The sequence below is a fragment of the Bradyrhizobium sp. SZCCHNR2028 genome, assembly GCF_032380995.1.
Taxonomy (GTDB): Bacteria; Pseudomonadota; Alphaproteobacteria; order Rhizobiales; family Xanthobacteraceae; genus Bradyrhizobium.
On the sequence record NZ_JAUHJF010000004.1, the window covers coordinates 310591 to 332748 of the forward strand.

Consider the following 22158-nt stretch of genomic DNA (forward strand, 5'->3'; position numbering starts at 1 on the left):
CCGGTCGGCCGCGCGAGTTCGATATGGACACCGCCCTGAACAAGGCCCTGGTGGTCTTCAGCGAGCGCGGCTACCACGCCGCGTCCTTGGCCGAACTGCGCGCGGCCATGAAGCTCGCCACCGGCAGCCTCTACAAGGCCTTCGCGGACAAGCGCGCGATCTTTCTGGCGACGCTGGATCATTACATCGCGCGCCGCGACCAGCAGGTGCGCGAGCGCATCGATGCGCAGCCCAGCGGCCGCGACAAGCTGGAGGCCTTGCTGCAGTTCTACGCGGAATCCGCCAGCGACAGCGAAGGCCGGCGCGGCTGCCTCGTCGTGACCAGCGCGGCCGAGCTCGCCACCTTGGATGCGGAGGCCGCCGCCAAGGTCCGCGGAGCGTTACGGCGGGTCGAGACCCTGTTGCGCGACCTGATCAGGCTGGGCCAGGCGGATGGATCGATCCGGCCGGATCTCGACGCGGAAGTCGTGGCCCGAGCCTTGTTCTGCGTGATCCAGGGATTTCGGGTGGTCGGCAAGACAGGGCGCACGAGGAGCGAGATGATGGCCGTGGCAGACCAAGCTGCCGCCTTGTTCGCGTGATGTCGTGTCTAAATAGGAAACGATTGTTCTATAATTAGGAGGATGATCCATGACTGAGTTGATGAGTGCCATCTCTGCCGAAAGTCCGTCGCGGCTGGTCGCGGCCGAGCCGTTCGGTCGCGCCGATGCGTCGTTGCCGGGCTTTACCCACCGCTTCGAGACCGTCGATGGCCTTCGGCTGCACTATGTCAGCGGTGGCCCGCCGGCCGGCGAGGTCGTGGTGCTGCTCGCCGGCTTTCCCGAAAGCTGGTTTGCCTGGCGCAAGCTCATGCCGCTGCTCGCGTCGCGCTATCGGGTCATTGCGCCGGATCTCCCCGGGCAGGGCGATTCGGACCGGCCAGCCGAAGGCTACGACACTCAGACCCTGGCCACGGCGGTGCATCGGCTGCTGCAGCAACTCGGCGTCACCAGCTATCATCTGGTGGCCCACGATATCGGTGCGTGGGTGGCTTATCCCTATGCGGCGCTGTTCGAAGCCGAGGTGCGCAGCCTGGCCCTGCTCGATGCGGGAATTCCCGGCGTCACGCTGCCCGAGGCGCTGCCCTTCGCGCCAGACCGCGCGTGGCGCACTTGGCACTTCGCGTTCCACGCCGTCGCGGATCTCCCGGAGATGCTGATCCACGGCCGCGAACGCGACTATCTCGCTTGGTTCCTGCGCCGCAAAGGGGCCAATCCCGAAGCGTTCTCCGAACGCGATCTCGACGAATACGCCCGCGTGCTGACCAAGGCCGGCGGCTTGCGCGCCGGGCTCGCTTATTATCGTGCCGCCGCACTGTCCGCGCTTCAGAACCGCGAGCTGAAACAAAGAGGCAAGCTGAAGCCGCCGGTGCTCGCCGTCGGTGCCGACCAGGGGTCGATCGTGGACATGGCCGCGCCGCTCAGGGAGGTCGCCGATCACGTCGAGGGCATCACCATCTCCTCGTGCGGCCACTACATTCCGGAAGAGCAGCCTGCCGTTCTGGCCGAGGAGCTCAACGCTTTCTTCAGCCGCGCCGGCGCGGGGCCGACCTGAGCTTTCGGTTGATATCGCGGCTTGCCGTTGGCAGGCCTATGCCCAAGCAGGCCGCATCGCGATCCGGTCGATCCAGATGCCGAGCAGGATGCCGACGACGCGGATGAGCATCTCGGGCGAGGAGGGCGTCATGCGCGCGCCGCGCCCCCGCGATGCGCCGACGGGCTGTGGGATGTCAGGTTTTCCGATTGACTTGCCACGACCGATGCTCAACACCGCCTTCAACTATCAATGTCCAGAAAGCTCCGGGGAGGAGATCGATGAGTCCGTCCGCCACCAGTCCGGCCGCGCTTGGCCGCTCCGATATCGAGTCCGCGACCATCCGCGCCATCTCGTGGCGCCTGATTCCGTTTCTGGTGCTGGCCTATTTCTTCTCCTATCTCGACCGGGTCAATCTCGGCTTCGCCGCGCTGACCATGAATGCGGAGCTGAAATTCTCGCCGCTGGTGTTCGCCTGGGGTGCCGGCATCTTCTTCATCGGCTATTTCATCTTCGAGGTGCCGAGCAATCTGGCGCTGGAGAAGTTCGGCGCCAGCCGCTGGATCGCGCGCATCATGGTGACCTGGGGCATCATCTCGGCGCTGATGGCCGTAGTCTCAGGCCCGTGGAGCTTCTACACGCTGCGCTTCCTGCTCGGCGTCGCCGAGGCCGGATTCTTTCCCGGCATCATCCTCTATCTCACTTATTGGTACCCCGCCCAGTATCGCGCGCGCTTCCTCGCCGCCTTCGCGGTTGCCGTGCCGATTTCGACCGTGATCGGCGCGCCGGTCTCCGGCCTGCTGCTCGGCATGCACGGCCTGATGGGATTGCAGGGCTGGCAGTGGCTGTTCATCATCGAGGGCATCCCCTCCGTCATCCTCGGCGTCGTCACCTGGTTCTACCTGACCGACCGGCCGGAGCATGCGACCTGGCTGTCCGCGGAGCAGAAGGCCTGGCTCGCGGCGAAGCTCGAGGCCGAGACTGCGGCGAAGCAGGCCGCCGGACACATGACGCTCGGCGAGGCGCTGTCGTCGCCCAAGGTGATCGTGCTCAGCCTGATCTATTTCGGCTTCGTCGGCGCGCTCTACGGCATGCAGTTCTGGCTGCCGCAGATCGTCAAGGCATTCGGACTGACCAATGTGCAGACCGGCTTCGTCACCGCGATCCCCTATGCGTTCGGCACCGTCGCGATGATCCTGTGGGCGCGGCATTCCGATGCGACACGCGAGCGCGTGATGCATGTCGGCGCGCCGCTGATCCTGATCGCGGTGGCGCTGGCCGCATCGAGCATGATCGGCGATCCCACGCTCACCATGGTTGCGCTCACGGTCGCGGCGATCGGCGTGTTCTGTGTCTTCGGCGTGTTCTGGACGCTGCCGACGGCATGGCTGTAGGGTACGGCCGCGGCCGGCGCCATCGCGCTGATCAACTCGATCGGCAATCTCGCCGGCTTCGGCGGCCCCTATCTGGTCGGCTGGATCAAGGACACGACCGGCTCCACCACCCACGGCCTGCTCGCGCTGTCGGTGCTGCCGCTGATCGCCGGGCTGCTCGCGTTCTTCGGCGGCCATGAGAGCAAGGTCGAATTCGCCGGGCAGGCGCCCGCGGAGTGAAGCGCACGGTGCATGCCCTGATTGCGGGGCCGGGCTCGACCGCGGCGGCGGACGGCCCCGGAATCGGTGGCGGGTGAGCGCACGGCGGAGTTCCGAGCCGGCCTGCCGCTCCACTGAGCACCTGCGGCAACATGTCCAGATGATCACGAAGTCATGATTGCTGACGAATATTGACAATCATCATTCGACATTCGACACTTCCTCGTAAGAGCAGCGAGGGTGCCCCATGTTGATCCGCCTGATTTTCGCGAGCTATTCCAAGCTGTTGACTGGCCTTGCGCTGGCCACGATGGCCGTCGCCCTGGCCGGGTGCAATGAAACCGTCGCCCAGAAGGCCGAGCCGGTCCGGCCGGTTCTGGTCGCGCCCGTCCATTACGAGGCCGAGACGCCCGAGCGCAGCTTCGTCGGCACCATCCGGCCGCGCATCGAGGCGGATATCGGCTTCCGCGTCGCCGGCAAGGTCGCCAAGCGCCTGGTCGAGGTCGGCCAGACCGTGGAGGTCGGCCAGCCGCTCGCCACGCTCGACGAGGTCGACCTGAAGCTGCAGGCCGAGCAGGCCGAAGCCGAATTCCGCGCCGCCACCGGCGTGCTGGCGCAGGCCTCCGCCGCCGAGACCCGCGCCAAGGAGCTGCGCGCCAAGGGCTGGACCACGGATGCCCAGATGGACCAGGCCAGGGCGTCCGCCGACGAGGCGAGGGCGCGGCTCAATCGCGCCGAGCGCTCGGTCGAACTGACGCGCAACTCGCTGTCCTATGCGACGCTGGTTGCCGACGCGCGCGGCGTCGTCACAGCGAGCATGATCGAGCCAGGCGTGGTCGTTGCCGCCGGCCAGGCCGCGATCCGTGTCGCGCGCTTTGCCGAGAAGGAGGCCGTGGTCGCGATCCCTGAGACCCTGCTCGAGCGCGCCAAGACCGGCAGCGCCTACGTCACATTGTGGTCGGAGGCAAATAAGCAATATGCGGCGAAGCTGCGCGAGATCGCGCCCACCGCCGATTCCGCGACGCGCACCTATCTCGCCAAGTTCTCGCTGCCGGACGCCGGCGACGCCGTCTCGCTCGGCATGACTGCGACGTTGACGCTCGCCGATCCCGCCACCACGCGCGTCGCGCGGCTGCCGCTGTCGGCGCTGTTCAGCGATGGCCGCGATCCGTCGCTCTACGTCGTCAACGACAAGGGCGAGGTGGCGCTGAAGCCGGTGAAGGTGAAGGCCTATGACAGCAAGGACGTGCTCGTCACGTCAGGCGTCGACGAAGGCGACAAGGTCGTGGCGCTCGGCGTGCAGAAGATCGATCCCAGCCAGAGGGTGCGCGTCGTGTCGGCGCTGACGTTCTAGCTCTGCCGTCGTTCCGGGGCGCACGTAGTGCGAACCCGGAACCTCGAGATTCCGGGTTCGATGCTTCGCATCGCCCCGGAATGACGGACGTAACGGTCGTCATCGCGAGGAGTGAAGCGACGGCGCAATCCAGACTGTTTTTTCTGCAGGCGGATTCTGGATTGCTTCCGCCGTCGCCCTTTGGGCTATGGCGGACAGGTCGCTTCGCTCGCGGTGACGGTGACTAACAGCAACGGCTCGGACCAGTGATATCGAATCTCGGAGAGCACCTATGAAGCGGTTCAACCTGTCGGCCTGGGCGGTCAATCATCCGCCGCTGGTGCTGTTCCTGATCGTCGCGCTCGGCGTCGCCGGCTTCTTCTCCTATCAGAAGCTCGGCCGCGCCGAAGATCCGTTCTTCACCGTCAAGGTCGTCAACGTCTCGGTGATGTGGCCCGGCGCCACGGCGACTGAGATGCAGAGCCAGGTCGCCGACCCCATCGAGAAGAAGCTGCAGGAGCTGCCTTACTTCGAGAAGGTGCAGACCTATTCGAAGCCGGCCTTCACCGCGATGCAGGTGACCTTCCGCGATTCGACCCCGCCGGCCCAGGTGCCGCACCTGTTCTATCTGATCCGCAAGAAGCTCGACGACGTGCAGTCGTCGCTGCCGTCGGGCATCATCGGGCCGTTCGTCAATGACGAGTTCTCCGACGTCGATTCCATCCTGTTCATGATGACCGGCGACGGCGCCGACTATGCGCAGCTGAAGAAGACCGCCGAAGGCCTGCGCCAGCGCCTGCTGAAGGTCGCCGGCGTCACCAAGGTCAATCTCTACGGCACCCAGGACGAGCGTATCTATGTCGAGTTCAGCCATGCCAAGCTCGCCACCCTCGGCATCACGCCGCAGGCGCTGTTCGATTCGCTTGCCAAGCAGAACAATGTGACCCCGGCCGGCACGGTCGAAACTTCGTCGCAGCGCGTGCCGCTGCGCGTCACCGGCGCGCTCGACGGCGCCAAGGCGGTCGCGGAGACGCCGGTCGAAAGCAACGGACGCGTGTTCCGGCTCGGCGATATCGCCACCGTCAGCCACGGCTTCGTCGATCCGCCGAGCTTCAAGGTGCGGCAGGAGGGCAAGCCCGCGCTCGGCATCGGCGTCGTCACCGCCAAGGAGGCCAATATCCTGGAGCTCGGCAAGGACGTCCACGCCGCCGCCGACGACTTCATGAAGGCCGTGCCGCAGGGCATCGAGATCGAGCAGATCGCCGACCAGCCCAAGGTGGTCGAGCACGCCGTCAGCGAGTTCGTGCACTCGTTCGTCGAAGCGCTGGTGATCGTGCTGTTCGTGTCGTTCCTGGCGCTCGGCTGGCGCACCGGCATCGTCGTGGCATTGTCGGTGCCGCTGGTGCTCGGGCTCGTCTTCATCGTCATGAACATCATGGGGCTCAACCTGCATCGCATCTCGCTCGGAGCCCTCATCATCGCGCTCGGCCTCCTGGTGGACGATGCCATCATCGCGGTCGAGATGATGGTGGTGAAGATGGAGCAGGGCTGGGACCGGATGCGCGCCGCGTCCTTTGCCTGGGAATCCACCGCGTTCCCGATGCTGACCGGAACCCTGGTCACGGCCGCCGGCTTCCTGCCGATCGGCTTCGCCAATTCGGCCGTCGGCGAATATGCCGGCAGCATCTTCTGGATCGTCGCCATCGCGCTGGTCGCGTCCTGGTTCGTCGCCGTGATCTTCACGCCCTATATCGGTGTCAAGCTGCTGCCCGATATGAAGGCCCATCACGGCCATGACGAGCACGCGGTCTACGACACGCGCATGTATCGCGGCCTGCGCGCCATCGTGCGCTGGTGCGTCACGCATCGCATCACCACCGTTGCCGCGACGGTCGGCGTCTTCGCGGCATCGATCGTGGCGTTCGGCCATGTCCAGCAGCAGTTCTTTCCCCTGTCGGAGCGGCCCGAGCTGTTCTTGCAGCTGCGGCTGCCGGAGGGCACCGCCTTCAACGTCACCGAGAAGGCGGCACGCAAGGCCGAAGCGCTCTTGAAGGACGACAAGGACATCGAGACCTACACCGCCTATGTCGGGCAGGGCTCGCCGCGCTTCTGGCTCGGTCTCAACCCGCAACTGCCGAACGAAGCCTTCGCCGAGATCGTGATCGTCGCCAAGGACGTCGCCGCGCGCGAGCGCATCAAGGCCAAGATCGAGACCGCCGCTGCGAATGGCGAGCTGAACGAAGCGCGCGTCCGGGTCGATCGCTTCAATTTCGGTCCGCCGGTCGGCTTCCCCGTCCAGTTCCGCATCATCGGCCCCGATGCGGCCAAGGTGCGCGAGATCGCCTACCAGGTGCGCGACGTCATGCGCCAGAACCCGAACGTCAGGGATCCGCAGCTCGACTGGAACGAGCAGTCGCCCTACCTCAAGCTGGTCGTCGACCAGGATCGTGCCCGCGCACTTGGCCTGACCCCGCAGGACGTGTCGCAGTCGTTGGCGATGCTGATCTCCGGCGTGCAGGTCACGACCATCCGCGACGGCATCGAGAAGGTCGGCGTCGTCGCGCGTGCGGCGCCGTCCGAGCGGCTGGATCTCGCCCATGTCGGCGACCTCACCATCACCTCGAAGAACGGCGTCGCGGTGCCGCTGCAGCAGATCGCCAGGATCGAGTATTCCCACGAGGAGCCGATCCTGTGGCGGCGCAACCGCGACATGGCGATCACCGTGCGCGCCGACGTGGCGGACGGGGTCCAGGCGCCCGATGTCACCAACCAGATCTCGCCGAAGCTACAGGACATCCGCAACCACCTCGAGCCCGCCTACCGGATCGAGGCCGGCGGCGCGTTCGAGGAATCCGCCAAGGGCAATGCCTCGATCTTCGTGCTGTTTCCGCTGATGGTCATCGTGATGCTGACCCTGCTGATGATCCAGCTGCAGAGCTTCTCGCGGCTGATCCTGGTGTTCCTGACCGCGCCGCTCGGCATCGTCGGTGCCTCGCTCGGGCTCAATGTCGCCAACGCGCCGTTCGGCTTCGTGGCGCTGCTTGGCCTGATTGCGCTTGCCGGCATGATCATGCGCAACGCGGTGATCCTGGTCGATCAGATCGAGACCGACGTCGCCCATGGTCTGACCCGCAAGGATGCGATCATCGAGGCCACGGTGCGCCGCGCCCGGCCCGTGGTGCTTACCGCGCTGGCCGCGATCCTCGCCATGATCCCGCTGTCGCGCTCAGCGTTCTGGGGCCCGATGGCGATCACCATCATGGGCGGGTTGTTCGTTGCAACCTTTCTCACGCTGCTGTACTTGCCAGGATTGTATGCCCTATGGTTCCGCAAGAGCCTGGACGAGCGCGGAGCGAAGGACGCGGATCATTCCGCAACGCAGCACGTTGACGTGCCGAGGCCCGCGCTTCCTTTGGCCGAGGCCGCCGAATGAAGGACCAACAAGATCGCAGGCATGATGACCCTGGTTTCCGACCATATCGAATCCGATACGCACGAACGCATTCTCGTCGTTGCTGAGCGTCTGTTTCGACAGATCGGCTACCAGAAGACGACCGTCGCCGACATCGCCAAGGAGCTCCGCATGAGCCCGGCGAATGTCTACCGGTTCTTCGATTCCAAGAAGGCGATCCACCGGGGGGTCGCCCGCACGCTGATGGCGCAGGTCGAGGCGGCTGCCATCGCGATCGCGGAGCGGGCGGGGCCTGCGGCGCCACGGCTGCGCGAGCTGCTCGGCACCATTCATCGCATGAACACCGAGCGCTATGTCGGCGACAACAAGCTGCACGAGATGGTCGCGGTGGCGATGGAGGAGAGCTGGGACGTCTGCGAGGCGCACATGCTGCTGATCACCGAGATCATCGGCCGCGTGATCGGGCAGGGCGCGGCCTCCGGCGAATTCGCCGTCACCGACCTGCCGCTGGCGGCAAAATGTGCGACGACCGCGATGATGCGCTTCTTCCATCCGCAGATGATCGCGCAATGCGCGACCAAGCCGGGCCCGACGGTCGACGAGATGATCGATTTCGTGCTGGCAGGGCTTGGTTCCAGGGGCGCTGCAAGCTAAGTTCGCCGTCATTCGAGCGAAGCTTCGTCGCTTGCGCTCCCCGCAATGACGGAAGGGACGACGGCGTGACCGAACGGGATCTGCATTTCTACGAACCGAAGAACGGCCACGGCCTCCGCCACGATCCCTTCAATGCCATCGTCGCCCCCCGTCCGATCGGCTGGATCTCGTCGCGCGATCCGGACGGTCACGTCAATCTCGCCCCCTACAGCTTTTTCAACGCCTTCAACTACACCCCGCCGATCATCGGCTTCTCCTCGACGCAGTGGAAGGACTCGGTCGCCAACATCCAGGACACCGGCGAGTTCGTCTGGAACCTGGTGACGCGCGGCCTGGCCACGCAGATGAATGCGACCGCCGCGCATGTCGCGCGCGAGGTCGACGAGTTCAAGCTTGCGGGCGTGACGCCGGTGCCGTGCAAGTTCGTCAATGTGCCGCGCGTCGGCGAAAGCCCTGTCGCGTTCGAGTGCAAGGTGACGCAGATCATCCAGCTGCAGGGCGCCGATGGCGCCAAGGCGCAGGCCTGGCTGACGCTCGGCGAGGTGGTCGGCGTGCATATCGACAAGACGCTGATCAAGGACGGGGTCTATCAGACTGCGCTGGCGCATCCGATCGTCCGCGCCGGCCGTCGCGGCGACTATTTCGAGATCATGCAGGAGGCGATGTTCGAAATGGCGAGGCCCGACTGACGGCCTTGCTCGACGCCTCTTGAACGCTCCCGCAATTGGAGACCATCCGACGTGACCGAAGCGACCGTCCATGCCGCGCTGTCCGCGCCGACCGAGCCCCGCGGCGATCTCTGCATCCGCACTCTGGCGATGCCGGCCGACACCAATGCCAATGGCGACATCTTCGGCGGCTGGCTGCTCAGCCAGATGGACGTCGGCGGCGGCGTGTACGCCGCCAAGGTCGCGAAGTCGCGCACGGTGACGGTCGCGATCGAGGCGATGAACTTTCGCAAGGCGGTCTATGTCGGCGATCTCGTTTCGGTCTATGCGCATCTCGTCCGCGTCGGCCGCACCTCGATGACGGTGCGTCTCGAAGCCTGGGTGCTGCGCCGGAAGGAGGAGCAGCCGATCCTCGTCACCGACGGCAACTTCACCTACGTCTCGATCGACGACGACGGCCGGCCGCAGCCGATTCGGCGCGACGGGGCGACCACGGCCTGATCGCAATCTTGGTCTCCCGCCAAAATAACATCAGTTAATGCCCGGCATATGCCACTTGCTCGGCATAGGAACCGTGATCCGGCGGCGCGCGTTCATTCGAGCACGCGTTTGCGGCGTCTGTGCCGATCAATCTCGCGCGATGTAGGTCTTGTCCACAGGGCAGGCGTGTTTACGATATTTGCAAGTTCTGGTTGCTTGGAGGTGCGATGCCGCGTCTCTGCCTCATTGCGCGCTTCGAGTGGCGCATCGGACGGGCATCGAGGTTGGTAGTCCGCTTCCGATCAACAAGGCCAAAAGGGCCAGCCGGAAAAAATTGCCGGCACAGGGAAATGGCGGGGCGCGGTGCGCGAACAGGGTGGGAGGAAGTCCATGTCGGACGTCGACGAGAAACTGATCTTGCAGGTCCTGAAGAAGCTGCAGCAGCGGCTTCTCCACGCCGAGCGCAGGATTTGCGTCTACGAAAATCAGCTCAGTGCGTTTCGTGAAGATCAAGTCGAGGTGTTGAAGGATCTGCGCACCATCTATCAGTTGCTCGGTCAGCATCACGACCGCATCGGCGGGGCCGATGCGTCGCTGCGCAGGCCGACGCTCGTCCCGAATGATCCACGCTGATTCGGCCGTGTCGTGACGGCGAAGGCGCGTGCAGCGCAGCCAACATAACATCCACACAATTTCCTGTTGGCATGCAGATCGGATAGCCGGCGGCTCCAGGACCGGAACGTTCGTCATAGAGCTCCGTTATACGCCCCGGAATGAACGACGGGATTTCGCAATGTCCGACACCTATATCATCGAGGTCAGCTCCCAGGCGGCAGGGATCGTCGTCCGCGATCGTGGCGGCTTCCGCTTCTTCGCGGCGTCCCACCGCTTCAATGCCCTCGAGGGCCAGGTGTTTCGCAATGCCCGCGAAGCCGAACGCGCCGCGCTTCGGCTCGTGACCGGCGAGCTGAGCGCAGCCGCCTGAGCGAGCTTGGCGCACGCGGCCGCCGGCGCACGTCAGCCGGACCGTGCCGCGCCGGACGTGCTCCGAGCCGGCGATTGCTGCGATGCGCCCAATGCTTCGCCGATTGACGCTTGACTCGATCAGCATCACCATGGTGCAGCTTGTCCTGAAAGCTTGCCATGGCCGTCCTTTCCCAACGCCAGACCGACATCCTTAACATCGCCCGCGCCTCCGGCCGCGTCATGGTGGAGGATCTCGCGCGCCGCTTCGAAGTCTCGGCCCAGACCATCCGCAAGGACCTCAATGATCTGTGCGAGCAGCGCGCGCTGACGCGCATCCATGGCGGCGCCATCATCGCCTCCGGCGTCGAGAATCTCGCCTACGAGGCGCGGCGCTTCGTCGCTGCCGACGAGAAGAAGGCGATCGGCGCGGTCGCCGCCGCGCGGATTCCGAACGGCTCCTCGCTCTTCATCAACATCGGCACCACGACGGAGGAGGTGGCGAGCGCCCTGTCGTCGCACCAGGACCTGCTCGTCATCACCAACAATCTCAACGTCGCGATGCTGCTCTATCCGCATCCGCGCATCGAGGTGATCGTGGCCGGCGGCACGGTGCGGCGCTCGGATGGCGGCGTGATCGGATCGACGGCGACGCAGCTGATCGGCCAGTTCAAGGTCGACTACGCGATCATCGGCGCATCCGCGATCGACGAGGAGGGCGCGCTGCTCGACTTCGACTATCGCGAGGTGCAGGTCGCCCAGGCCATCATCGCCAATGCCCGCAGCGTGATGCTGGTCGCCGATTCCACCAAGCTTCATCGCAGCGCGCCGGTGCGCATCGCCCATCTCAGCCAGATCCAGACCTTCGTCACCGACCGGCCACTGCCGGACGGACTGGCCAGCCTCTGCCATAGCCGCGGCATCGAGGTGGTCTCGGCGATGCCCGCCGCCGACGCCGACGACGCCGCGGAGGCAACCGAAACGGCGGGGTCCGCCGTGCTCCGCCGCGCCTGACTTTCCGCCACTCTCGCAGGCTCCTTGATCCCGGTTTGGGCAGGTTTTGCCCAATCGCGGCCCAACATGCGAATTTCGATTTGCTTTCACTTTCGTTTGTGTTTAACTCGAAACCGAAAGTGAAATCGCCACAGTCAAGGCGATTGCCGGGGGATGCGTCTGTTGGAGCGGATCTACGACCTCGCCATTATCGGAGGCGGCGTGAACGGTTGCGGCATCGCGCGCGATGCGGCCGGACGCGGAAATTCCGTTTTCCTTTGTGAAATGAACGATCTGGCGAGCGGAACCTCGTCCTGGTCCACCAAGCTCGTGCATGGCGGCCTGCGCTACCTCGAATATTACGAGTTCCGGCTGGTTCGCGAGGCGCTGATCGAGCGCGAAATCCTGTGGCAGATCGCGCCCCACATCATCCGCCCGTTGCGTTTCGTGCTGCCGCATCATTCCGGCCTGCGCCCGGCCTGGCTGCTGCGCCTCGGCCTGTTCCTCTATGATCATCTCGGCGGCCGCAAGCTGCTGCCGCCGACGCGGTCGGTGAACCTGCGCAGCGACGAGGTCGGCCGCCCCTTGATCCCCGGGCGCTACAGCAAGGGCTTCGAATATTCCGACTGCTTCGTCGACGATGCGCGTCTGGTCGTGCTGACCGCGCGCGATGCCGTCGACCGCGGCGCCGTCATCCGCACCCGCACGCGCGCGATCGAAATCCGGCAGGATGGCAGCCATTGGCTGGTCACCACCGAGAACACGCAGACCGCCGAGCGCGAGACCATCAAGGCGCGCGCGCTGGTCAATGCCGCCGGTCCCTGGGTCGAGCAGGTGCTGGCGATCGGCGCCGGCGTCAATGCGAAAGCGAAAGTGCGGCTGGTGCAGGGGTCACACATCGTGGTGCGCAAGCTCTATGACCACGACCGCGCCTACATCTTCCAGAACGCCGACGGCCGCATCATCTTCGCCATTCCCTATCAGCAGGATTTCACGCTGATCGGCACCACCGATCGCGACTATCAGGGCGATCCGGCCAAGGTGAAGGCGACCGACGAGGAGATCGCCTATCTCTGCGCCGCGCTCGGCGAATATCTCGCCAAGCCGGTGACGCCGGCCGACGTGGTCTGGAGCTATTCCGGCGTGCGTCCGCTCTATGACGATGGCGCCAGCGAGGCCAAGGCGGCGACCCGCGACTACGTGTTCGAGCTCGATACGCCCGGCGGCTTGCCGCTGCTGTCGATCTATGGCGGCAAGATCACCACCTACCGGCGCCTGTCGGAAGAGGCGCTGGAGCGTCTCGCGCCCTATGTGAAAGGTGGCAAGGCGGAGGAGGGGTGGACCGGCAAGGCGCCGCTGCCCGGCGGCGACATGAAGGTTTCGGCCGTTGCGCCGTTGATTGCGGATCTCCGCAAGACCTATCCGTTCCTGTCGGATGCACATGCGAAGCGGATCGCCCATGCCTATGGCACGCGGGCTGCGGCCATGCTCGCCGGTGCGACATCTTCGGCCGATCTCGGCCAGGATTTCGGTGGCACCTTGACGGAGCGTGAAGTCAGGTACCTGATGACGAACGAGTGGGCGTTGACGGCCGAGGACATCGTGTGGCGTCGATCGAAGCTGGGGTTGCGGATGTCGGCGGCTGAGATCGCCGCGCTCGATGCGTGGATCACAGCCAATCGCGAGCGCTCCGCCGTGCCGGCGCGTGAGGCGGGAGGGCGCGCATGAGCGTCACGCTCGATCACGTCTCCCGAATCGTCGACGGCGTGACCACCATTCGCGACGTCTCGCTGACGTTGCAGCGCGGCACGCTGAGCGTGCTGCTCGGGCCGACGCTGTCCGGCAAGACCTCGATCATGCGACTGCTCGCCGGCCTCGACCGGCCGACCACGGGGCGGGTGCTGGTCGACGGCAAGGACGTCACCTGCGCCGACGTGCGGCAGCGCTCGGTCGCGATGGTCTATCAGCAGTTCATCAACTATCCCTCGCTCTCGGTCTATGAGAACATCGCCTCGCCGCTGCGCGTGCAAGGCAAGTCGCGCCAGGAGATCGAGAAGCGCGTGGCGGAAGCGGCCCGGCTGCTGCGGCTCGAGCCCTATCTGAAGCGCACGCCGCTGCAGCTCTCCGGCGGCCAGCAGCAGCGCACGGCGATTGCGCGCGCACTGGTGAAGGGTGCGGACCTCGTGCTGCTGGACGAGCCGCTCGCCAATCTCGACTACAAGCTGCGCGAGGAGCTGCGGACCGAGCTGCCGCGCATCTTCGAGGCATCCGGCGCAATCTTCGTCTATGCCACCACCGAGCCCTCGGAGGCGCTGCTGCTCGGCGGCCGCACCATCTGCATGTGGGAAGGGCAGGCGCTGCAGGCCGGCGATACCGCGGCCGTGTATCGCCGACCCGACACCTTACGTGTCGGCCAGGTGTTCTCGGATCCGCCGATGAACACGGTCGAGATCCAGAAGCGCGGCGAGAGCGTGGAGTATGCCGGCGGGGTCAAGGCGCCGGCGGTCGGCCTCTATGCCGCTCTGCCGGACGGCGCCTATCGCGTCGGCTTTCGCCCGCATCAGCTCGGGCTTGGCAAAGGCGACGGCAGCCACGGCCGCCATGCCTTTCCCGCGACCGTCTCGGTCACCGAGATCACGGGATCGGAGAGCTTCGTGCATCTGACGCGCGACGGCATGAACTGGGTCGCGGTGCTGCACGGCGTCCATGAATACGAGCCCGGCGAGGTCCTCGACGCCGTACTCGATCCTGCCAATGTGTTCGTGTTCGACGCCGGCGACCGTCTGGTCGCGGCGCCGGCGATCTGAGGGAGATGCCGCATGGCCCGCATTGACCTCGTCGATCTCGCCCACGCCTATAACGGTAACAGCGGCGATATCGAAAGCTATGCGCTGAAGCCGGTGACGATGACCTGGCGTCAGGGCGGCGCCTATGCGCTGCTCGGCCCGTCCGGCTGCGGAAAGACCACGCTGCTCAACCTGATCTCCGGCATCCTGACGCCCTCGCACGGCAAGATCCTGTTCGACGGCAAGGACATCACCAAAGCCTCGACCCGCGAACGCAACATCGCGCAGGTGTTCCAGTTTCCGGTCATCTACGACACGATGACGGTGGGCGAAAATCTTGCGTTTCCTCTGAAGAACCGCGGCGTGCCAAGGGCCGAGATCGACAAGCGCGTTGCAGAGATCGCGCGTCTGCTCGATCTCACACCGTACCTCAACCGCAAGGCCACGCGCTTGACCGCCGACGCCAAGCAGAAGATCTCGCTCGGCCGCGGCCTGGTGCGCTCCGACGTCGCCGCCGTCTTGTTCGACGAGCCGCTGACCGTGATCGATCCCGAGCTGAAATGGCAGCTGCGCTCCAAGCTGAAGGCGCTGCATCGCGAGCTCGACCTGACGATGATCTACGTCACCCACGATCAGACCGAGGCGCTGACCTTCGCCGACACCGTCGTCGTGATGCATGACGGCCGCGTCGTGCAGAGCGGCACGCCGGCCGAGCTGTTCGACAAGCCCGCGCATACGTTCGTGGGCTATTTCATCGGCTCGCCCGGCATGAACATCCTCTCGGCCGAGGTGAAAGGACGTGAAGCCCGCATCGACGGTCACACCCTGACGCTGGCGCGCAGCTACGACGCGTTGCCGGCCGGAGCCAAGATCGAGATCGGCGTCCGTCCGGAATTCGTCGATGTCGCTCAGCCCGGACCCGGCCTGCTCGATGCCAATATCGAGCGCGTCGACGATCTCGGCCGCATCCGCTTCGCGCGCGTTCGTGTCGGCGACGTCAAGTTCGCCGCGCGACTGCCGGCCGGCTTCTCGCCGCAGGGCTCGGCGATCGGGCTGAAGTTCAATCCAGCCTATGTCCATGTCTACGCCGACAGCCGTCTCGTCGAGGGAGCCTGAGTGATGGACAAGACCATCAACAACAAGGCCTGGTTCCTGGTGCTGCCGGTGTTCCTGCTGGTGGCGTTCTCCGCCATCCTGCCGCTGATGACGGTGGTGAACTATTCGATGCAGGACACGTTCGGCAACAACCAGTTCTTCTGGAACGGTGTCGGCTGGTTCAAGGAGCTGCTCGATCCCTCGACCGATCTCGGCGGCCGCTTCCTCGCCTCGCTCGGGCGCAACCTGATCTTCTCACTCGCGATCCTGGCCATCGAGGTTCCGCTCGGAATCGTCGTGGCGCTGTCGATGCCGCGGGGCGGGTGGACCGTGGCCTTCTGCCTCGTCGTGCTGGCGCTGCCGCTCTTGATTCCGTGGAATGTGGTCGGCACCATCTGGCAGATTTTCGGCCGTCCCGACATCGGCCTGCTTGGCTATGCGTTGACGAGCGTAGGCATCGACTACAATTACGTGTCCAACGATCTCGATGCCTGGGCCACCGTCATCGTGATGGACGTGTGGCACTGGACCAGCCTGGTGGCGCTGCTGTGCTATGCCGGCCTGAAGTCGATCCCCGACGCCTATTATCAGGCTGCGCAGATCGACGGCGCCTCGCGCTGGGCGGTGTTTACCGCAATCCAGCTGCCAAAGATGCATCGCGTGCTGCTGATCGCCGTGCTGCTGCGCTTCATGGACAGCTTCATGATCTACACCGAGCCGTTCGTCGTCACCGGCGGCGGACCGGGCAATTCGACGACCTTCATCTCGATCGAGCTCGTCAAGATCGCGCTCGGCCAGTTCGACCTCGGCAAGGCGGCGGCGCTATCGCTGGTCTACAATCTGATCATCCTCATCGTGTGCTGGGTGTTCTACACCATCATGACCAATGCCGGCGCCGAGCGCCGGCCGGTGAAGGGGGGCGCGTGATGAACACCATTCCGGGCCGTCGCATCATCATCTCGCTGTTCCTGGTCTTCCTGCTGTTGCCGATCTACTGGCTCGTCAACATGAGCTTCAAGACCAACAACGAGATCGTCACAACGATGACGCTCTGGCCGCATCAGCCGACGCTGGCCAACTACATGCGCATCTTCACCGACGAGAGCTGGTATTCCGGCTACATCAACTCGCTGAAATACGTGATCATCAACACAGTGATCTCGATCCTGGTGGCGCTGCCGGCGGCCTACGCGTTCTCGCGCTACCGCTTTCTCGGCGACAAGCATTTGTTCTTCTGGCTGCTGTCCAACCGCATGGCGCCGGCCGCCGTCTACGCGCTGCCGTTCTTCAACCTCTATTCCGCGATCGGCCTGTTCGATACGCCCTGGGCGGTCGCGCTCGCGCATTGCATCTTCAACGTTCCGCTCGCGGTCTGGATTCTCGAGGGCTTCGTGTCCTCGGTCCCGCGTGAGATCGACGAGACCGCGTTCCTCGACGGCTATTCGTTCCCGCGCTTCTTCGTGAAGATCCTGGTGCCGCTGATCGCCAGCGGCATCGGCGTCGCCGCCTTCTTCTGCTTCATGTTCTCCTGGGTCGAGCTGCTGCTCGCGCGCACGCTGACCTCGGTCTATGCCAAGCCGATCTCGGCGGTGATGACCCGGACCGTGTCGGCGTCCGGCATGGATTGGGGCCTGCTCGCGGCTGCCGGCGTGCTGACCATCATCCCGGGCGCACTCGTCATCTGGTTCGTCCGAAACTACATCGCGCGCGGCTTCGCGCTGGGGCGGGTGTGATGATGCAGACGATCCGCGACGGCCTCCGTTCCGCCTCCCCCGCTTGCGGGGGAGGCCGTATCGCATCGCCAGATGCGATACGGGTGGGGGCATCTCTCCTCTTGGGCAGTCGGACTCGCGGCGCCCCCACCCCAACCCTCCCCCACAAGCGGGGGAGGGGGTGCATTATCGCCTGGAGCTGATAGCCATGGACAGCATCGCATGGATGGCCTGGACTGCGCCGACGGCGATCTTCTTCGCCGCGCTGGCCTGCACCCTTGGCGTCATGACGCTACTCGCCGCGCGCTATCCCGAGGCCGAGCGCGTCGGCGTGCTGCGCATTCCGACCACGCGCGGCGACCGCCTGTTCATCTCGCTGATCTCGGCCGCCGTCATTCACCTCGTCTGGATCGGGCTTGTCGGCACCGACACGATCGCGACCCTGCCGGTCGGCGAGGACAGTTTTGAGGTTTCGAGCCTGTGGCTCGCGACCGCAATTTCGCTTGCATCCGCCGTTGCGATCTTTCGCACCGTCTGAGGCAGGCGAGGAAGGGCAGATCCGGGGGCAACCCGGACCTGGATACGTCGCTCAAGGAGGAAAGCATGCGACACTTGAAACCTAGGAAGCATCACCTGACCAAGGCAAGCTATCTCGCGATGACCAGCGCTGCCGCGCTGTTCGCCGCGACCATGACGCTGTCCGTGCCGGCGCTTGCCGACGACGCCACGATCCAGAAGTGGATCGACAGCGAATTCCAGCCCTCGACGCTCTCGAAAGAGGAGCAGCTGAAGGAGCTGCAGTGGCTGGCCAAGGCCGCCGAGCCCTTCAAGGGCATGGAGATCAACGTCGTCTCCGAGACCATCACCACGCATGAGTACGAAGCCAAGACGCTAGCCAAGGCGTTCAGCGAGATCACCGGCATCAAGCTCAAGCACGACATCATCCAGGAAGGTGACGTCGTCGAGAAGCTGCAGACCCAGATGCAGTCCGGCAAGAACGTCTATGACGGCTGGATCAACGACTCCGACCTGATCGGCACCCACTTCCGCTACGGCCAGACCATCGCGCTGTCGGACTACATGAAGGGTGAGGGCAAGGACGTCACCGACCCCTATCTCGACGTCAACGACTTCATCGGCAAGTCGTTCACGACCGCTCCGGACGGCAAGCTCTATCAGCTGCCCGACCAGCAGTTCGCGAACCTCTATTGGTTCCGCTACGACTGGTTCACCAATCCGGACTACAAGGCCAAGTTCAAGGCCAAGTATGGCTACGACCTCGGCGTGCCCGTGAACTGGTCGGCCTATGAGGACATCGCCGAGTTCTTCACCAACGACATCAAGGAGATCAACGGCGTCAAGGTCTATGGCCACATGGACTATGGCAAGAAGGATCCCTCGCTCGGCTGGCGCTTCACCGACGCTTGGCTGTCGATGGCCGGCAACGGCGACAAGGGCATCCCGAACGGCCTGCCGGTCGACGAATGGGGCATCCGCATGGAAGGCTGCCGTCCGGTCGGCTCCTCGGTCGAGCGCGGTGGCGACACCAACGGTCCGGCGGCGGTCTACTCGATCACCAAATATCTCGACTGGATGAAGAAGTACGCGCCGCCGCAGGCGCAGGGCATGACCTTCTCCGAGGCCGGCCCGGTGCCCGCGCAGGGCAACGTCGCCCAGCAGATCTTCTGGTACACCGCCTTCACCGCCGACATGGTGAAGCCGGGTCTGCCGGTCGTGAACGCTGACGGCACGCCGAAGTGGCGCATGGCTCCGTCGCCGCACGGCGCCTATTGGAAGGAAGGCATGAAGCTCGGCTATCAGGACGCGGGCTCGCTCACGCTGCTGAAGTCGACCCCGCCGGATCGCCGCAAGGCCGCCTGGCTGTACCTGCAGTTCATCGTCTCCAAGACGGTCAGCTTGAAGAAGAGCCATGTCGGTCTCACCTTCATCCGTGAATCCGACATCTGGGACAAGTCGTTCACCGAGCGTGCGCCGAAGCTCGGCGGCCTCGTCGAGTTCTACCGCTCGCCCGCGCGCGTGCAGTGGACCCCGACCGGCAACAACGTGCCCGACTATCCGAAGCTGGCGCAACTGTGGTGGCAGAACATCGGCGATGCGTCGTCCGGTGCGAAGACGCCGCAGGCCGCGATGGATGCGCTCGCAGCCGCCCAGGACTCCGTCCTCGAGCGTCTCGAGAAATCCAAGGTCCAGGGCGAATGCGGTCCGAAGCTGAACAAGAAGGAATCGGCCGAGTTCTGGTTCAACAAGTCGGCCAAGGACGGCAACATCGCTCCGCAGCGCAAGCTCGCGAACGAGAAGCCGAAGGGCGAGACGATCGACTACGACACCCTGATCAAGTCGTGGCCGGCGACCCCGCCGAAGCGCGCAGAGGCGAAGTGAGCCCACGCTCTGAAGTCGTCGTCCGGCTCGACCGGCAATCCCATCACGAAGGCCGGGAGCAATCCCGGCCTTTTCTTTTGGCCCAGAGGTGAGGGGCTTCCCGTTCCATTCGGGAATTATTCCCGGGTCGCATAGGACAACTTCCACGCAGCAAATGCCTTGAAGCCGGTGGGGACAGGCGGCACTCTTTGACGATCGGGATTGTCGCGATCTTCGCCGTGACTTTGCCCCAACGACACGAAACAACAAGGCCTCGACACGATCCGGCATGGCCCCATGCGATCCACGCCGGGATCGTGATCACCAACCACGGGGCCACCGAGGGAGTACGGCCATGGATCAGGCGCACATCGCCAATATCGCGAGCACGCTGCCGGAGGCGTTGTCGCCCTGGACCATGTTCATGCAGGCCGACATCGTCGTGAAGGCGGTGATGATCGGGCTGGCGCTGGCTTCAGTCGCAACCTGGACCGTTCTGGTGGTGAAGACGATCCAACTCCGCGCGGCACTGCGTACCTCGCGCAGCGCGCTCGGCATCGCGATGGCCGCGCGCGCGCTGTCGGATGCGACGGGACGCATTTCCGCCGACGACGGTGTGGTCGGCCGGCTGCTGGCCGTCGCCGATGACGAAATCGACAAGTCGCGTGGCCTCCCCGCCGATGGCATCAAGGAGCGTGTCTCCTGGCAGTTCGAGCGGATCGAGGCGGCGGCGGTGGCGCGCATCGGCCGCGGCATCGGCATTCTCGCCACGGTCGGCGCGGTCGGGCCGTTCGTCGGCCTGTTCGGCACCGTCTGGGGCATCATGAACAGCTTCATCGGCATCTCGCATGCCCATACGACCAACCTCGCGGTGGTGGCGCCGGGCATTGCGGAAGCGCTGCTCGCGACCGCCTTCGGCCTCGCCGCCGCGATTCCCGCGGTCGTGATCTACAACCTGTTCGCGCGCGCCACCGGCGGCTATCGCGCCGTCATCGCCGATGCATCGGTGGCGGTCATGCGCCTGCTCAGCCGTGATCTCGACCGGCAGCACGCGGGGCCCGCCGAAACGCGGCGCAGCGCCATCCGCGCGGTCGACGCGCCGCTGCTGTCGATCGCCAATCCGGCGGAGTGAGCCATGGCCGTCAAGCTTGCCCGGCGCCCCGACGAGTTCGAGGAGACGCACGACATCAACGTGACGCCGTTCATCGACGTCATGCTGGTGCTCTTGATCATCTTCATGGTCGCCGCGCCGCTCGCCACTGTCGACGTCCCGGTCAACCTGCCGGCGATCTCGGCCGAGCCGCAGCCGCGCGCGGAGACGCCGGTCTTCGTCACCTTCAAGGCCGACCGCTCGCTCGCCGTTGGCGACCAGAGCGTGGCGCAGCCCGACATCGCCGCCTCGCTCGATGCCGCCACCAAGTCCGATCACGAGCAGCGCGTGCTGCTGCGCGCCGATCAGACGCTGCCCTATGGCGAGGTGATGGCGCTGATGAACACGCTGCGCCGTGCCGGCTACACCAAGGTGGCGCTCGTCGCCCTGGAAGACCGGGGCGCGCAGTGAGCGTCCTCACGCTCGATCCGTTCGAATACGAGCAGCGCCGGGAGCGGACGCTGTGGACCATCGCCGCGCTGGTGGTGGGCGGGCTGCATGTCGGGCTCGCCGTCGGCTATCTGCTGCTGCGTCCCGCGCCGCAGGGACGTGCCCAGGCGCCGGCCTTCGACGTCGTGTTCACCCCGGCGGTGGTGAGCGAGCCGGCGCCGACGGCGCAGGATGCGCCGGCGTCCGAGCCGCCGCCGGTGGAGCCGCCGAAGGACGAGCCGGTGAAGGACGACCCGGTCGCGCGCGAGGCCGTCGCTGAGCCTGTCCCGCCGGCTCCCTCCGAGCCGGAGCCGCAGGTCATGGCGCAGCCGGAGCCGGTGCCGGATGTCATTCCCTCGCCGGAGCCCGCGCCACAGGTCGCGCTCGCGCCCGAGCCGCCGCGTGCAGACGATGTCATTTTGCCGCCGCCGCCACCACCGAAACCGATCGAGGCGATACCGCCGGAGCCGAAGCCCGTTCCCGAGCGTGTCGAGCGCAAGCCAGTGGAGAAGAAGGAGACGAAGGAGACGAAGGAGAGGGCCGAGAGGAAGCCCGCACCGCCGAAGCCGGCTGCGGCGCCGGCGGCCCGGCCTTCACGTGTCGCGTCGGCGCCCAATCCCGGCGAGGACAGCGTCGGGGCGCGCGAGGGCCAGGCCAGTTGGAACGCCGAGGTGGTGGCGCAGATCCGCCGCGCCGCAGCCTATCCCTCCGACGGCAATGGCGCGAGCGGCACCGTCATGCTGAACGTCGTGATCGATCGCAACGGACGGCTGCTGTCGCGACGGCTCGCTGGAAGCTCGGGCTCGCCGGCGCTGGACCGCGCGGCGATGGGCATCATCGAACGCGCCGCGCCGTTCCCGCGCTTTCCGCCGGCGATGGCTCAGGCGCAGGTCTCGCGCACGGTCCCCCTCCATCTGAGGCCGCGCTGAACGCGGCGCCA

The 22158-nt window shown here is 65.6% G+C and carries 21 protein-coding genes and 1 pseudogene; 21 read left to right on the forward strand and 1 reads right to left on the reverse strand.

All coding sequences use genetic code 11. The annotated features are described in order from the left end of the window. Positions 1–23 precede the first annotated feature (23 nt). Positions 24–581, forward strand: a complete 558-nt coding sequence (locus QX121_RS09715) for a TetR/AcrR family transcriptional regulator (protein ID WP_315776107.1) — start codon at positions 24–26, stop codon at positions 579–581. A 49-nt stretch (positions 582–630) separates the two neighbouring features. Continuing rightward, positions 631–1593: an alpha/beta hydrolase gene (locus tag QX121_RS09720; RefSeq protein WP_315811791.1), complete on the forward strand. Its 963-nt coding sequence runs from the start codon at positions 631–633 to the stop codon at positions 1591–1593. 36 nt (positions 1594–1629) lie between these two features. On the opposite strand, the gene QX121_RS09725 is transcribed toward QX121_RS09720, so the two are convergent. Then, positions 1630–1818 carry a hypothetical protein gene (locus QX121_RS09725; protein ID WP_315717351.1) on the reverse strand — a complete coding sequence of 63 codons (189 nt, stop codon included), beginning with the start codon at positions 1816–1818 and terminating at the stop codon, positions 1630–1632. 35 nt (positions 1819–1853) lie between these two features. Between QX121_RS09725 and QX121_RS09730 the strand changes: the two are divergent. The 19 genes and pseudogenes from QX121_RS09730 (at position 1854) to QX121_RS09820 (ending at position 22147) form a co-directional block, all read left to right on the forward strand. Continuing rightward, positions 1854–3185 (forward strand): annotated as a pseudogene (locus QX121_RS09730) (MFS transporter). A gap of 226 nt (positions 3186–3411) precedes the next feature. Beyond that, on the forward strand, positions 3412–4518 hold the full coding sequence (locus tag QX121_RS09735) for an efflux RND transporter periplasmic adaptor subunit (protein ID WP_315756977.1): 1107 nt from the start codon (positions 3412–3414) through the stop codon (positions 4516–4518). A 271-nt stretch (positions 4519–4789) separates the two neighbouring features. Then, positions 4790–7930 (forward strand): efflux RND transporter permease subunit, encoded by a 3141-nt coding sequence (locus QX121_RS09740; protein WP_315811792.1) that lies wholly within the window; start codon positions 4790–4792, stop codon positions 7928–7930. A 24-nt stretch (positions 7931–7954) separates the two neighbouring features. Beyond that, positions 7955–8563 (forward strand): TetR/AcrR family transcriptional regulator, encoded by a 609-nt coding sequence (locus QX121_RS09745; RefSeq protein WP_315773451.1) that lies wholly within the window; start codon positions 7955–7957, stop codon positions 8561–8563. A gap of 65 nt (positions 8564–8628) precedes the next feature. Continuing rightward, positions 8629–9252 carry a flavin reductase family protein gene (locus tag QX121_RS09750; protein ID WP_315776111.1) on the forward strand — a complete coding sequence of 208 codons (624 nt, stop codon included), beginning with the start codon at positions 8629–8631 and terminating at the stop codon, positions 9250–9252. Between the two features lie 51 nt (positions 9253–9303). After that, on the forward strand, positions 9304–9732 hold the full coding sequence (locus QX121_RS09755) for an acyl-CoA thioesterase (protein ID WP_315756980.1): 429 nt from the start codon (positions 9304–9306) through the stop codon (positions 9730–9732). Positions 9733–10101: 369 nt separating this feature from the next. Beyond that, a complete protein-coding gene (locus QX121_RS09760; protein ID WP_315738400.1) occupies positions 10102–10344 on the forward strand; it encodes a hypothetical protein in 243 nt (80 codons plus the stop codon). Positions 10345–10504: 160 nt separating this feature from the next. After that, a complete protein-coding gene (locus QX121_RS09765) occupies positions 10505–10696 on the forward strand; it encodes a hypothetical protein (protein WP_315738399.1) in 192 nt (63 codons plus the stop codon). 158 nt (positions 10697–10854) lie between these two features. After that, the gene (locus tag QX121_RS09770) at positions 10855–11688 is read left to right on the forward strand and encodes a DeoR/GlpR family DNA-binding transcription regulator (RefSeq protein WP_315773407.1); all 834 of its coding nucleotides are present in this window, start codon (positions 10855–10857) and stop codon (positions 11686–11688) included. Positions 11689–11841: 153 nt separating this feature from the next. Next, positions 11842–13395 carry a glycerol-3-phosphate dehydrogenase gene (gene glpD, locus QX121_RS09775; protein ID WP_315811793.1) on the forward strand — a complete coding sequence of 518 codons (1554 nt, stop codon included), beginning with the start codon at positions 11842–11844 and terminating at the stop codon, positions 13393–13395. Further along, positions 13392–14474: an ABC transporter ATP-binding protein gene (locus tag QX121_RS09780; protein WP_315811794.1), complete on the forward strand. Its 1083-nt coding sequence runs from the start codon at positions 13392–13394 to the stop codon at positions 14472–14474. The genes glpD and QX121_RS09780 overlap by 4 nt, the downstream gene beginning before the upstream one ends. Positions 14475–14486: 12 nt before the next feature. After that, positions 14487–15569, forward strand: coding sequence for an ABC transporter ATP-binding protein (locus tag QX121_RS09785; protein ID WP_315796813.1), 1083 nt, complete (start codon positions 14487–14489; stop codon positions 15567–15569). 3 nt (positions 15570–15572) lie between these two features. After that, entirely contained in the window at positions 15573–16475 is a 903-nt protein-coding gene (locus QX121_RS09790) for a sugar ABC transporter permease (RefSeq protein WP_315738394.1), read from the forward strand. After that, on the forward strand, positions 16475–17281 hold the full coding sequence (locus tag QX121_RS09795; RefSeq protein WP_315811795.1) for a carbohydrate ABC transporter permease: 807 nt from the start codon (positions 16475–16477) through the stop codon (positions 17279–17281). The genes QX121_RS09790 and QX121_RS09795 overlap by 1 nt, the downstream gene beginning before the upstream one ends. Before the next feature lie 187 nt (positions 17282–17468). Continuing rightward, on the forward strand, positions 17469–17798 hold the full coding sequence (locus QX121_RS09800; RefSeq protein WP_315738392.1) for a DUF2160 domain-containing protein: 330 nt from the start codon (positions 17469–17471) through the stop codon (positions 17796–17798). Between the two features lie 119 nt (positions 17799–17917). Then, entirely contained in the window at positions 17918–19660 is a 1743-nt protein-coding gene (locus QX121_RS09805; RefSeq protein ID WP_315738720.1) for an ABC transporter substrate-binding protein, read from the forward strand. A gap of 334 nt (positions 19661–19994) precedes the next feature. Next, positions 19995–20771: a tonB-system energizer ExbB gene (gene exbB / locus QX121_RS09810; RefSeq protein ID WP_315811796.1), complete on the forward strand. Its 777-nt coding sequence runs from the start codon at positions 19995–19997 to the stop codon at positions 20769–20771. Positions 20772–20774: 3 nt separating this feature from the next. Continuing rightward, a complete protein-coding gene (gene exbD, locus QX121_RS09815; RefSeq protein WP_315776114.1) occupies positions 20775–21200 on the forward strand; it encodes a TonB system transport protein ExbD in 426 nt (141 codons plus the stop codon). Continuing rightward, on the forward strand, positions 21197–22147 hold the full coding sequence (locus QX121_RS09820) for a TonB family protein (RefSeq protein WP_315811797.1): 951 nt from the start codon (positions 21197–21199) through the stop codon (positions 22145–22147). Before exbD ends, QX121_RS09820 begins: the two co-directional genes overlap by 4 nt. Positions 22148–22158 lie beyond the last annotated feature (11 nt).